8 protein-coding genes and 3 pseudogenes are annotated in these 12,853 nt (G+C 54.5%); 9 read left to right on the top strand and 2 right to left on the bottom strand.

Going from position 1 to position 12,853, the window contains the following annotated elements:
- Positions 1-1,209, bottom strand: a complete 1,209-nt coding sequence (coaBC, locus tag ACQRAX_RS14475; RefSeq protein WP_412040349.1) for a bifunctional phosphopantothenoylcysteine decarboxylase/phosphopantothenate--cysteine ligase CoaBC — start codon at positions 1,207-1,209, stop codon at positions 1-3.
- Positions 1,210-1,343: 134 nt separating this feature from the next.
- Between coaBC and radC the strand changes: the two are divergent.
- The 7 genes and pseudogenes from radC to ACQRAX_RS14440 form a co-directional block, all read left to right on the top strand.
- Positions 1,344-1,856, top strand: a pseudogene (gene radC / locus ACQRAX_RS14470) (RadC family protein); the annotation flags it as partial.
- Positions 1,857-2,141: 285 nt separating this feature from the next.
- The gene (locus ACQRAX_RS14465) at positions 2,142-2,930 is read left to right on the top strand and encodes a hypothetical protein (protein WP_412040348.1); all 789 of its coding nucleotides are present in this window, start codon (positions 2,142-2,144) and stop codon (positions 2,928-2,930) included.
- Between the two features lie 410 nt (positions 2,931-3,340).
- On the top strand, positions 3,341-3,910 hold the full coding sequence (locus tag ACQRAX_RS14460; RefSeq protein ID WP_412040347.1) for a hypothetical protein: 570 nt from the start codon (positions 3,341-3,343) through the stop codon (positions 3,908-3,910).
- A 529-nt stretch (positions 3,911-4,439) separates the two neighbouring features.
- Positions 4,440-6,449: an alkyl/aryl-sulfatase gene (locus ACQRAX_RS14455; RefSeq protein ID WP_412040500.1), complete on the top strand. Its 2,010-nt coding sequence runs from the start codon at positions 4,440-4,442 to the stop codon at positions 6,447-6,449.
- 112 nt (positions 6,450-6,561) lie between these two features.
- A pseudogene (locus tag ACQRAX_RS14450) lies at positions 6,562-7,223 on the top strand (DUF3313 domain-containing protein).
- A gap of 656 nt (positions 7,224-7,879) precedes the next feature.
- Positions 7,880-8,122, top strand: coding sequence for a cold-shock protein (locus ACQRAX_RS14445; protein WP_412040346.1), 243 nt, complete (start codon positions 7,880-7,882; stop codon positions 8,120-8,122).
- Positions 8,123-8,243: 121 nt separating this feature from the next.
- Positions 8,244-9,356 (top strand): hypothetical protein, encoded by a 1,113-nt coding sequence (locus ACQRAX_RS14440; RefSeq protein ID WP_412040345.1) that lies wholly within the window; start codon positions 8,244-8,246, stop codon positions 9,354-9,356.
- Positions 9,357-9,506: 150 nt separating this feature from the next.
- Here ACQRAX_RS14440 and ACQRAX_RS14435 read toward each other — a convergent pair whose 3' ends face one another.
- A complete protein-coding gene (locus ACQRAX_RS14435) occupies positions 9,507-9,677 on the bottom strand; it encodes a hypothetical protein (RefSeq protein ID WP_412040344.1) in 171 nt (56 codons plus the stop codon).
- 303 nt (positions 9,678-9,980) lie between these two features.
- Here ACQRAX_RS14435 and ACQRAX_RS14430 point away from each other — a divergent pair.
- Both ACQRAX_RS14430 and ACQRAX_RS14425 read left to right on the top strand, forming a co-directional pair.
- Positions 9,981-10,586, top strand: a pseudogene (locus ACQRAX_RS14430) (HAD family hydrolase); the annotation flags it as partial.
- Between the two features lie 162 nt (positions 10,587-10,748).
- Positions 10,749-12,314 (top strand): arylsulfatase, encoded by a 1,566-nt coding sequence (locus ACQRAX_RS14425; RefSeq protein WP_412040343.1) that lies wholly within the window; start codon positions 10,749-10,751, stop codon positions 12,312-12,314.
- Positions 12,315-12,853 lie beyond the last annotated feature (539 nt).

Below are 12,853 nucleotides of genomic sequence, written 5' to 3'. Positions count from 1 at the left end.
TTAAACCTGGTTGAGACGGTCGGCGATGAAAGCAACCAACTGGCGGGCGATCTTGCCCTTGCTGGTCTGTGCGAAGAGTGTTTCGTGGAGCTGGCGATCGATCACGCTGCAGGCGTTCTCCTCGCTGTTGAAGCCGATGCTGGGGTTGGCCACATCGTTGGCGACAATCAGGTCGAGGTTCTTGTCCTTGAGCTTGCGCGCAGCGTAGTCGAGCAGGTGTTCGGTTTCGGCAGCGAAGCCGACGCTGAACGGGCGATCAGGACGGGTGGCGATACTGGCGAGAATGTCCGGGTTGCGCACCATCTGCAGCAGCAGGCCGTCACCTGTCGTGGGGTCTTTCTTGAGTTTCTGTGGGGCAACCACTTCTGGGCGGTAGTCCGCGACCGCAGCCGAGGCGATGAAAACATCGCAGGGCATCGCCGCTTCGCAGGCGGCGAGCATGTCGCGGGCGCTGACCACGTCAATGCGGCTGACCCGGTCAGGTGTTGGCAAATGCACTGGGCCACTGATCAGGGTGACTTTGGCACCGGCCTCGACCGCCGCTTCGGCCAGGGCAAAGCCCATTTTTCCGGAGCTGTGGTTGGTGATGTAGCGCACCGGATCGATGTTTTCCTGGGTCGGCCCGGCAGTGATCACGATGTGTTTGCCGGTCAGTGACTCACGTTTGAAGCTTTCTGCGGCGCACCAGGCCAGGTCGTTGGCTTCGAGCATGCGCCCCAGGCCAACATCGCCACAGGCCTGACTACCGGAAGCCGGGCCGTAGACCTTGATGTCGCGGCTTTGCAGCAGTTCGAGGTTGGCCTGGGTGGCCGGGTCGCGCCACATGGCCTGGTTCATCGCCGGGGCGACGGCCACAGTGGCGTCGGTGGCCAGCACCAGGGTGGTCAGCAGGTCGTCGGCTACACCTTGGGCCAGGCGCGCGAGCAGGTCGGCGGTGGCTGGCGCAATCAGCACCAGGTCGGCCCACTTGGCCAGCTCGATATGGCCCATCGCCGCTTCGGCAGCAGGGTCCAATAGGTCCATGTGCACCGGGTGGCCGGAGAGTGCTTGCAGGGTCAGTGGCGTGATGAACTCAGCGCCACCGCGGGTCATGACGACGCGCACCTGCGCACCGTGTTCCAGAAGCCGGCGAACCAGTTCGGCACTTTTGTAGGCGGCGATGCCGCCGCCGACGCCGAGAACGATGCGCTTACGATACAGCCGCTGCATAGGCTTGCCTTTTGCTCAGTGATTGCACGCGGCGACGACGCCTCCCCAGGCCGAATCGTCGCGTAAAAAAGTGCGGGTAATGTAGCACAGGGTACAAACACAGGAGCAGCAACCGATGGACAGGGAGGTGGGGCATGAGTATCAGGGATTGGCCTGAGGCGGAGCGGCCGCGGGAAAAACTGTTGGAACGTGGGGCAGGCAGCTTGTCGGACGCTGAGCTGTTGGCAGTATTTTTACGCACAGGTGTCGCGGGTATGAGCGCCGTTGACCTAGCGCGGCATCTGTTGAAGCAATTTGGTGGACTGCGTTATCTGCTGGAGGCTGATCAGGCCACGTTTCAGCGTGAAGTTGGGCTGGGGCCGGCGAAATACACCCAGTTGCAAGCCGTGATGGAAATCGGGCGGCGGCACTTGGAGCAAACCATTGTTCGCGATTCGGCACTGCAAAGCCCCGACGCGGTACGACGCTACCTCAAAGCCAAGTTGCGCCATGAAAGCAGCGAAGTGTTTGGCTGCCTTTTTCTCGACACCAAACACCGGCCATTAGGTTTTGAGGTGCTCTTTCGTGGCTCAATCGATAGCGCCAGTGTCTATCCCAGAGAGGTCATCAAGCGCGCACTGGCAAACAATGCTGCCGCGTTGATCATAGCCGGTTATGGTGTCAACAGAAATGTTGCAATCATCTCTATTCCTTGAGATAGAGCATCTCCAATCGGCTTTCGCTATTTTTAGTGTTTCATCAGCCTTGTTGCATCTTGGGGGCTTCTCATCATATGGGCATGGGCTAGCGGTGAGGTTTTGGAAGGGGCAGCCAACCTCCCGCCCTAACCTCAGAGGATCTCTGAATCGTACATCTATCCTTCCCACCTTGTTCGCAGCACCGGTACGACATTTACAGAATGCACAATCACTCATCTATCAAGGACTTGCTGTGTGAACGATTTCATCGCTACTTTCGAAAAGACCTTCCATGTGCAAAAAACCTGGGCTCTTGCCAGTACCTTGACACACGTTTATGCGGAGATGGCGGAAGAAGCATACAGTCTCTATTTGAAAGACCACCACAACCGGGTGCCTGAGCCACCTGCAGATGGATACTCCGCCAAACGAGTGGAGCAGGACCATCGCATGACCCAGCACGGAATCAAAAGCATCGTCTTCACGGCAATGGCTTTGGAGTCCAGTGTCTTCGAGTTGGCTACTATCAATCTTGGCGACAAGGCCGCAAGTGCCTTAGACAAGGCCAACCTTGACGGTAAGTGGCGAATCGTCCCGCAGATGATTTGCGGACAGTCACTGTCGGAGGAGCCAGTGCTAAATGAGCTGCACGCGCTCAATAAGGCAAGGAATAAGCTAGTACATCATAAGTCAGAAATCTTGCCTGGCTATAGGCCTCTGCCAGGCTATGAAGGAGGGGTTGACGCTGAATCTAACCCTCAGTGGACCGAGGAATCGATCGAAGCAGTGGATAAAGCCTTTTCAGCCATGAACGCCCGTTCTGAAAGATTTCATACCGCCGTTCGGGCTTCTTTTAAAACACTAGTTCGGGTTTCGCTGGAGCTTGAAAGTCTTATTGGACACGCAGGGCCTTTGCCAAGATTTAGCACAGGTGCGAGCAGCTCTGGCCTTCGGAGGTCTAAACTGCTAAAAAATGCCATCAGCGAATGCAAAACTGGTTTTGGAAAGAAACACAAGAAAGCAGGTTCTGTTGTCAGTCAATAAGACTGAGCGCCCGCAGATTTCGACTCGAATCCGATCATATCCGCGATTCATCGCCACCGCTCTTTTGCTCTGAACTGCTGAGGTGTAAAGCACTTTTTTTCACTGTAAACCACAGTTGCTTACAGTGAAAAAAGTGGTTTACACGGTGCTTCGCGTAGACCTGCTCTGCTGATTTGGAAGTGTGCTTCGATCGCGCTTGATTCGACAGGCGGGCCTGCCCTGCACCTGCGCTTTGGAGCACGGCTGTCAGCTAGTGCTGAATCTCATCCGTTTACGGAGCTGTAATCGAAGCCGTACTACGCCATTCTTCAGCCAAGGTGGGAATCAGGAGGCCGTAGCTGCTGGCCGACTTGACCACCTTTACCATGCAGGTGGAAATTCATGTGCGACTTCAACCTTGGAGCAGACTTATGGATGAGTATCGTGACTCACCTGTTCGACTAGATTTTTTCCGCTTGGTTAATCGGCTCAATGAATACCTGACCAACCTCGGTGCCGAGCGTATTGATGAGGAGGTTCAAGAAGCTTGGGCCGGTTACTTCCAGGAAATGGCAATCACCCAAGATGAGATCGACTTCATCGGACCTTGGTACAACAAGCACTATTCTGTCGCTATCTCGATCCCTTCTCTACGCCATTATGTAGAACATCTTCGAAAGTACTCCTCCTTGCCGGACCAACGACTCACCGATCGGACTGAAAGCGATGCTGTCCCGATCCTTGAGGCGTGCGCATCACTGGGTCTCGATCACCTTAGGCTTTCTGACGCGCTTTTCCAGGCTGCTGCATTGGTCCATCGAGCCTCGTTTCGTCGAGATCTCCCTAACATAGAGCCGGACTACATCCGGCAGGAGATAGAGAGCCGTGCACGGCTTGCAGATTACTTCTCTCGTGACATTCTAAACGAGGCTCAGGCAGGAGTCGGGGCAACAGCCAAGCTGGGCAGACTCTTTTTCAATGACTGCCAGGTAAGGTCCTAGCCTAGTCAGTGGGAGATTTCATTGTTGTACTGGAATGATCAGAGCAAAACAGATCTGACGAATAGCACGCCTAATCATGCATACAGAGTCGGGCAGCCACCAATGGCGTAGGACTTGAAAATACAAGGTCTGCGCCACTTGCTGCAGGCCTTTTCGTTAGATTTCAGTATGTGTACCGTTAGCGCTAATTCGAGTTGCTCGCGGACATGACAGCGAAGGTGAAGGGGCGATACGGCTTCGACGTCTGCGACATTGCTCATCAGGAAAAATCTGAGTCTCTGAGTGTCGAGAAATCACACCGCAGCAACCACCTATCGCTATTTCTTTCGATCTGCTGATTCGCCGCAAGCGCATTTTCCGTGAGGTGGTTGTGAAATCTCCTTCAACCGCAGCACCAACTCTAGCCGTTTGATCGCGACCGTGTCAAAAGTAGTCATTTGAAGAATATCTACTAAGTTTACCTATGCTCGCGCTTACCGGTTTGGTAGTGCGATTTCCGACTAGCAGGAGCATAGAAATGAGTATAGAAATGACGTCAAGGCAGTTCTTCCCTCGTAGTGTTTCAAAAGCACGGAAAGTGGCGGGCGTGACATGCTCACTGGTAGTCGCTCTCGCGCTGGCCACCGAAGTAGTGGCGGCAGATAAGCCGAAGCCTGCTTCGGAGGCGACGAAGGCCGCTAACAATGCCTTGCTCAAAGAGCTACCGTTCAATGACAAGACCTCATTCGAGCTGGCCCATAAAGGCTTCATTGCCCCACTGCCTAGCGAGGTGGTTAAAGGCGCTTCAGGCAATGTGATCTGGGATCCAACCAAATATGCCTTCATCAAAGAAAGTGAAGTGGCGCCTGATACCACCAACCCCAGCCTCTGGCGTCAGTCCCAGTTGATCAATATCTCGGGCTTGTTCGAGGTCACCGACGGCATTTACCAGGTCCGCAACTACGATCTGTCGAACATGACCATCGTCGAGGGCAAAGAAGGGATCACCATTTTCGATCCGCTCATTTCTATCGAGACGGCTAAGGCTGCTCTGGAACTTTACTTCAAGCACCGGCCGAAAAAGCCCGTGGTGGCGGTGGTTTATACTCACAGTCATGTCGACCACTATGGTGGCGTGCGCGGCGTGGTGAATGAAGAGGACGTGAAGTCCGGCAAGGTCAAAATCTATGCACCTCTCGGTTTCCTGGAGCATGCGGTAGCCGAAAACGTCATGGCCGGTACGGCCATGAGCCGGCGTGCCAGCTACATGTACGGCAACCTGCTGCCACCGACCCCGACAGGGCAGTTGGGCGCGGGCCTGGGTAGCACCACTTCGGCCGGTACCGTGACACTGATTCCGCCGACCGACATCATTGAGAAAACCGGCGACACCCGTGTCATCGACGGCCTGACCTATCAGTTTCTGTATGCCCCCGGGAGTGAAGCACCGGCCGAAATGCTCTATTACATCAAGGAGAAAAAGGCGATCAACGCTGCCGAAGACTCCACCCACACCATGCACAACACCTACTCGCTACGTGGCGCCAAGATCCGTGACCCGTTGGCCTGGTCGAAATACCTGAACGAAGCTTTGAAGATGTGGGGCGACGAGGCTCAGGTGATGTTTGCCATGCACCACTGGCCGGTCTGGGGTGGCAAGGAAGTTCGTGATCAACTGGCGTCTCAGCGCGACATGTACCGCTATATCAACGACGAAACCCTGCGCCTGGCCAACAAAGGTTACACCATGGTTGAGATCGCCGAGCAGATCAAACTGCCGAAAGAACTCGCCACGCGTTTCTCCAACCGCGGTTACTACGGTTCGCTGAACCACAACGTCAAGGCGACCTACGTGCTGTACCTGGGGTGGTTCACTGGTAATCCGGCGACCTTGAACGAACTGCCGCCGGAAGAAGGTGCCAAACATTACGTCGACATGATGGGCGGGGAAGAAGCGCTGCTCAAGAAGGCCAAGGAGTACTACGACAAGGGCGAATTCCGCTGGGTGGCCGAGGTGGTCAACCATGCGGTGTTTGCCAACCCGAGCAATCAGGCGGCGAAGAACCTTCAGGCCGACGCACTTGAACAGCTGGGTTACCAAGCCGAGAGCGGGCCGTGGCGCAACTTCTATCTCACCGGCGCCAAGGAGCTTCGCGAAGGTGTGATGAAACTGCCAACCCCGGACACCGCCAGCCCTGACACCGTGCGCGCCATGGACCTGGATTTGTTCTTCGACTTCCTGGCCATGCGTCTCAATGCGCCGAAAGCCGAAGGCAAGCGCCTCTCGCTCAACTTCGATTTCACTGATTTGAAGCAAAAGTATTCGCTGGAAATGGTACATGGTGTGCTCAACCACACCGAAGGTGTGCAAGCAAAAGACGCCGATGCCACCGTAACCCTGACCCGCGACACTCTGAACAAAATCGTGTTGAAGGAAACCTCACTGAAGGATGCGTTGGCGGCCGGGGATATCAAGGTCGATGGCGCGCAAGATAAGCTCAATGAATTGGTGTCCTACCTGGACAACTTCGATCTCTGGTTCAACATCGTGACGCCGTAACTCGCCATCTACGGGGAGATGGCGGCGGCAAATGGACTGCCGCCGCCATCATGCAAAGTCGTTGACCTTTGCTGTTTCAGACTTAAGCCAGTTGGTTAAATCGGAGTTCTATTTGCAGTTCAAATCACTTGCCGCATCGTGGTGCGAGCTTTCTCCGGTGCTCTCGGGTTGCGCCAGCAAATATGTTGAACCTGATCAATATTCCGGCTTTCTCAAACACTACAGTGCCGTGAAGGAGGAGAAATCCCCCTCACGTGCATCCGTAATGCTCTGGATTGACCCGAAAGTGGACGCCAACAAGTTTAGTCGCGTCTACGTTGAGCCGAGCCAGTTGTACCCTAAGCCACAGGCGACGGAGAAAATCCCAGACGCCACCCTGCAAGGCATCACTCAGTACTACAACCAGGCCCTGCAAACCCAGTTCTCCAAAGTATTGCCTCTGGCTAAGGGCCCTGGCTAGGGTGTGTTGGTCGTGCGGCCGGCAATCACTGCGGTGAGTGCTAAGACCAAGGGGCTGCGCCCGTATGAAGTGATCCCGATCGCTCTGGTTGCTGCCGGTGTGAGTGCCGCTACCGGTATCCGCGACCAGGACACCAGCCTTTCGACTGAAGCGCAGTTCCTCGATGCAGAAATAACCAAGTGGTACGCAAAGGTGCTGGAGCCGACCTGGATAACTCCGACCAGGTGATGACGACCAAAGACGCACGGGCGGTGCTCGATGGTTGGGCCCTCGACATTGTTAAGTCGTTCGAGCAACTCAAGACCAGGCACTAAGGCGTGGCCTTCGGCCTGCCGACATTGCCGGCAGGCCGTAATCAATGGATTGACCTTGAGGTGTCCTATTGATGAGTAATCCGGCGGGTGTCACCGAGTCAGCCCCCTGCCAGTTCCAGCATTGACCAGATGCGCACTTTGCGGTTGATGCAAAAATTGAAGAACCAGTTAATTAGAGACCCCGTCTGCTCTGCCATTTTCCGGGCGTAATCGTTTCCGTTTATCTCCGCCACCGCTGCCGGCACAAAAGCGCTCCCTGTGTTGCTGGGGTCAAGCGGTGAGAGCATGTGCAGCATCACCAATATAGAGTCAGTACTGCCGTTTCAGTGCACAACGAGTGGGACCTGATTTCTCGTACTATCCTGCCAGTCAATGAACAATACGACCTGGCACCCAACGGCGTCACGAACAAGTCCAGCACTGTCGATGTTACCCAGAGTTTTTCATCTAACTGGCGAAGCCCATGGACTGCGGTTGGATTCTTGGGGGCGGTCGCATGGCTGTTGCCTCGAAGCAACCCAATGGCTGGAAATGGGGCATCCTGGCCGACCATATCTGGAGACTGGTCGGAGGTGAACACCAAGTCAACCTACAATTGGCAAACTCGTAAGTGGTCAGTGCCGGTCAATCTGATGCTCAGACTACACTAGATCAGGATGCTTCGAGTCGTTATACATGAGGAGGAAACTGGCATGGAAACAGGTAAGGTTTTGTGGTTCAACGATGAAACAGGTCACGGCAGGATCGCCCCAGATGCGGGTGGAGAGAGCTTATTTGCATCTTACAAATGCATTCGTGGTGAAGGGCTGGATACGCTAACCGACGGCCAAAAGGTCTCGTACCAAAGGGTGCGAGGCCCGAAGGGGTTACATGCAGAGCGTATTGCTCTCTTGAGCTAACCTCCACCGCCTCCAGACACCTTAAACAACGCTAATAATTTCCAGGAGTATACATAGTGCTTGATATTAAAAATAAGAATATAGGCTTAATTATTTCAGAAGAAAGTTAAAGCGTTGATGAATGAAAAACTTGCGCTTTTTTGTCTACCGTATCAAGGCCACCTATCCGGTATTTCTAAAAGAGGCACTTATGATGAATAAAAATACACCTGCAATCAATCTATCAGCGTGTATCGCATTGATAGCAGCCCTTACCAGCCTTTTCCCAGAACAGCTTCTTGCGGCCACCGAGAATTCATCGCCAACTGTCGGTACAGACAAAAAAACCTCTGAAGCACCTGGGGCAGCCGATAAAGAAACCTCTAAAGGTCCTAGCCAAGCCGAGCTTGAAAAGCTCGCAAAAATGTCTGCAAACCCGTTGGGCGCGGCGTGGATGCTGTGGCTACAAAATGATTATACCCACAAGGATGGTGATAACGACGCACTGCCCAGCAACGGCCGCTGGACCAACACCACGAACTTCCAACCGGTAATGTCCTTCCCGATCAGTTTTGGTGAAGATGACTGGAACCTGATTGTTCGTCCAGTCATTCAATACTCCTCAACTCCTATGGACGAGAGTTTCGGTGATGCGCTACAGGGACGCCCTGGAAATATTCCAAGCTCAGATTTGTCCAGCCACAACTACCCGTTCAATGACCGTACAACCGGCTTTGGTGATACGGCACTGATGACCCTCGCAGGACCTGCTCGCGATGATGGTTTAGTGTGGGGAGCGGGTATCACGCAGATTTTTCCAACGGCAGAACACGATGTGCTCGGCCAGGGCAAATATCAAGCTGGCCCGGCACTCCTGCTGGTTTCCTTGGCGCCTAACCCTGGAGGCTGGAACATCGGCGCACTGGCCCAGCATTGGTGGTCGTACTCAGGTGACAGCGACCGCGAGGATACTAGCCAAACCGATATCCAATACTTCCTGAACTATCGGTTGAGCGGCACAGAGCTGGTAGGCATGACCCCTAACATACGCGTCAACTGGAAAGCCGACAGTGGCGAAAAAGTGAACTTCCCTATCGGTCTGGGTTACTCGAGTGTCACTAAATTTGGCTCATTGCCGGTGCGGTGGGCGGTAGAGTTCCAGTACAGCGTTATCAAGGGTGACGATTACGATGCGGACTTCAACTTACGCTTCATGTTCATCCCTATCATCCAAAACCCATTTGCAAGCTATTGACTCAGAAGACTAAGTGCCATCACTGGTCATCCGGATTTCCCGCACCAAAATTAAAAGCAAAGCGCCCGTCAATGATGGGCGCTGGCTTGGCGGATACTGGACAACGGTCTGCAGGAAGGCTGCCGCCTTGCGTTCACCCTGGAACAGCAGTTAGGTGTTGTTGGTCAGTCCGTCGTAGTACTGGTTCGAGACCATATCTGGCAGCCCATAAAGGTCGATGCGCAGGTCGAGCAGTTTTGGCACCTGCAGGCAGGTAAACGGTGAACCACCCCAGGTTTCCTTACTTGATGGCAGCTTCAGCTCGACTCGTGAGTTGGCCATCTCAATCACTACGTTTCAGCGACACACAACTTTCAGCCGAGCCGATAGAGCTGGAGTGTAAATACTTACCCGGCAACCGCAATTGATCGGGCACTACCTTTGGGTTTGACGCGGTAGCGGTTAGCGCACGCTGTCAGAATTTTCCGACGAAGCGAAAAAACATTCACTAGACTTGCTCAATGCTGGCGCAGACACGGCGGCAGATGAACCAAAGCAAGGTTGAAGATTCGCAGCTTGAACTCAAACCATTGAATCCCTGACTCACACGAGCCAGGCAAACAGGGAAATGTTCAAGGATATCCTATGCCTCAGATGTCACAGCTGCGTTGGTTATTGAGTCTGTTGCCGCTTTGGGCTCAGGCACCGGCCCCTTTGCAGTCGTGGTACAGCGCGGCCTCGCGCCAAGCGATCGAACAGTTTGGCGGCGCCGTCACCGAAGAGGGCGGTAAAGACTTTGTCGCACCGAACGAGCGCATTGCAGTGTTCGACAATGACGGCAACCTGTGGAGCGAACAGCCGATGTATTTCGAGGTGCTGTTTGCCCTTGATGACGTCAAGCGACTGGCCCCGAAACATCCGGAGTGGAAGACCCAGCAACCGTTCAAGGCTGTGCTCAATGGCAACCAGAAAGATCTAGCTGACAGTGACATGGACGGTCTGCTGAAAATCGTCGCGGCCACTCATTCAGGCATAAGCACCGAGGCCTTCATTGACCAGCCCCGGCGCTGGCTGACTACGGCCAAGCATCCCAAGTCTGGTAATCCCTACACCGAGATGGTCTTCCAGCCGATGCTGGAGTTGATGGACTACCTGCGGGCCAATGGCTTCAAGACTTACTTTGTCTCCGGTGGTGAAGTCGCGTTCATGCGCGCGTTCGCCGAGGAGGTCGGCGGTATTCCACCGGAGCAGGGGTGGATATGGCCCGCGAATGGCGCCGGATCTATCCCTTCGACAGAATCGAGGACGAGTAAACGAAAATCCGCAGGCGCACAGGGAACCTTCCAAATGGGGACCTCTGATGCACGTAGTCGTGGCCGATGCCAGTAAACGTGAGACGGAGAAAGTGCCCCTATGAAACTCAATAGACGATGGATAACAACAATGACCCTTGCCGCGAGCGTGGCGGCGGTGATGAGTGGCGCGCAGGCCGCTGAAAAACCCAACATCCTGGTGATCTTTGGTGATGACATTGGGCAGACCAATATCAGTGCCTATGGCAAGGGTGTGGTGGGCTATCAAACCCCCAACATCGACCGGATTGCCAAGGAAGGCATGATGTTCACCGATTACTATGCCGAGAACAGCTGCACGGCAGGTCGCTCCTCCTTCATCACCGGGCAGACACCGTTGCGTACCGGTCTGTCCAAGGTCGGCATGCCGGGGGTACCGGTTGGCTTGCAGGCGCGTGACATCACCATCGCCCAGGCCCTCAAGGCTGAAGGCTACGCCACCGGCCAGTTCGGCAAGAACCACCTGGGTGACCGAGATGAGTACCTGCCAACCAATCACGGTTTCGATGAGTTCTTCGGCAACCTTTATCATCTCAACGCCGAAGAAGAGCCCGAACGCGAACTGTGGCCTAAGGATGACCCGGACTTTGTCAAAGCGGCGTCTCCGCGCGGTGTGATCAAGTCCAGTGCCGACGGCAAGATCGAGGACACCGGCGCGCTGACCAAAAAGCGCATGGAAACCATCGACGACGAGACCACTCAGGCGGCGATCAACTTTATGGAGAAGCAGGTCAAGGCGGAGAAGCCGTTCTTCGTCTGGATGAATACCACCCGCATGCACGCTTTCACGCACGTGCGTGAATCGATGAAGGGACATAGCGGCATGCCCGGCAACGAGTATGCCGACGGCATGCTTGAGCATGACGGTGACGTCGGCAAACTGCTCAAATCGCTTGACGATATGAAGATTACCGACAACACCATCGTCGTCTACACCACCGACAACGGACCGAACCAGTGGTCGTGGCCGGACTCGGCAACCACACCGTTCCGCAACGAGAAGAACTCCAACTGGGAAGGTGCCTATCGGGTACCGGCAATGATTCGCTGGCCCGGCAAGGTCAAACCCGATGTGATTTCCACCCAGATGTTTTCAGGCCTAGACTGGTTCCCGACGCTGCTGGCAGCGGTAGGCGACACCGACATTAAGGAGCGTTTGCTCAAGGGCGCCGATGTTGGCGGCAAAAACTTCAAGGTGCACCTGGATGGGTTCAACCAGCTGGATTACTTGACGGGCAAAGCCGACAGGAGCGCACGCAACGAGTTCTATTACTTTAACGACGATGGTGAGCTGGTCTCCATGCGTTTCGGTGACTGGAAACTGGTGTTCTGTGAGCAGCGCGCCCCCGGTGGCTTTGCCGTGTGGAGCGAACCGTTCACCTGCCTGCGGGTGCCGAAAATGTTCAACCTGCGCATGGATCCGTACGAGCGGGCAGACGTGGTATCAGACCAGTACTATGACTGGATGACCAAGAACGACTACTTGGTCTTCCAGGGTACCCGCAAAGCGGCAACCTTCCTGCAGACCTTTGTTGAGTATCCGCCAAGCCAGCGTCCGGCGAGCTTCAGCATTGACCAGGTTCGCGCTGACGTAGACAAGAAGATTGAAGAGAAGATGAAGAAGTAAGGCAATGCCAGCGCCCGTCCCAGACGGGCGCTTCTTTATGTGCGCCCGGCAAACGGTCATTGTTGTAGCTCTGCTGACCTGCACTTTGCACTTATGTTCATGAGAAGGCGAAACGGCACTTTGATGGCTGCCATAGGGAATTAAGCGGTTGGGGGTTCCAATCGAAGCGAACCCATGGTGGATATGGAAGGGATTGTCCAGTCGCACTATGAAATTACAATCTTTACACCTGTCTTGCTCTCAATCCATTGGGCTCGAACCTACAGGTCTGGTTTTCGACAAAATCTCCTGTATTCATCGGACTGAGTAAAAGGAATTTTTCTCCTATAGCCAAGCTTTTGTGGTCGCTGATACCAGCCCATAGATTGATTCGGACCTAACAGGCTAAGCGCCTGAGAATCCCATTTCTCGAATAACCGGTTGAATATTTTTTAAGCCTTCGTTTGAAGCTGTCCACATTTCATGGAATGTGGACAGCTTCAATTTTGCACATCCACGCTAGTCAAGCCTGTCGCGACCGGCAGCACTGTATTGCATTG

It is taken from the genome of Pseudomonas sp. UM16 (genome assembly GCF_050312595.1).
In the GTDB taxonomy this organism is placed as follows: domain Bacteria; phylum Pseudomonadota; class Gammaproteobacteria; order Pseudomonadales; family Pseudomonadaceae; genus Aquipseudomonas.
This window is presented reverse-complemented; position numbering and strand designations above follow the sequence as displayed.

Coding starts and splice junctions, on each gene's coding strand:
- ACQRAX_RS14455 (WP_412040500.1), top strand. CDS start 4,440: ATGACGTCAAGGCAGTTCTTCCCTCGTAGTGTTTCAAAAGCACGGAAA.
- ACQRAX_RS14440 (WP_412040345.1), top strand. CDS start 8,244: ATGAAAAACTTGCGCTTTTTTGTCTACCGTATCAAGGCCACCTATCCG.
- coaBC (WP_412040349.1), bottom strand. CDS start 1,209: ATGCAGCGGCTGTATCGTAAGCGCATCGTTCTCGGCGTCGGCGGCGGC.
- ACQRAX_RS14445 (WP_412040346.1), top strand. CDS start 7,880: ATGCTTCGAGTCGTTATACATGAGGAGGAAACTGGCATGGAAACAGGT.
- ACQRAX_RS14425 (WP_412040343.1), top strand. CDS start 10,749: ATGAAACTCAATAGACGATGGATAACAACAATGACCCTTGCCGCGAGC.
- ACQRAX_RS14435 (WP_412040344.1), bottom strand. CDS start 9,677: ATGGCCAACTCACGAGTCGAGCTGAAGCTGCCATCAAGTAAGGAAACC.
- ACQRAX_RS14460 (WP_412040347.1), top strand. CDS start 3,341: ATGGATGAGTATCGTGACTCACCTGTTCGACTAGATTTTTTCCGCTTG.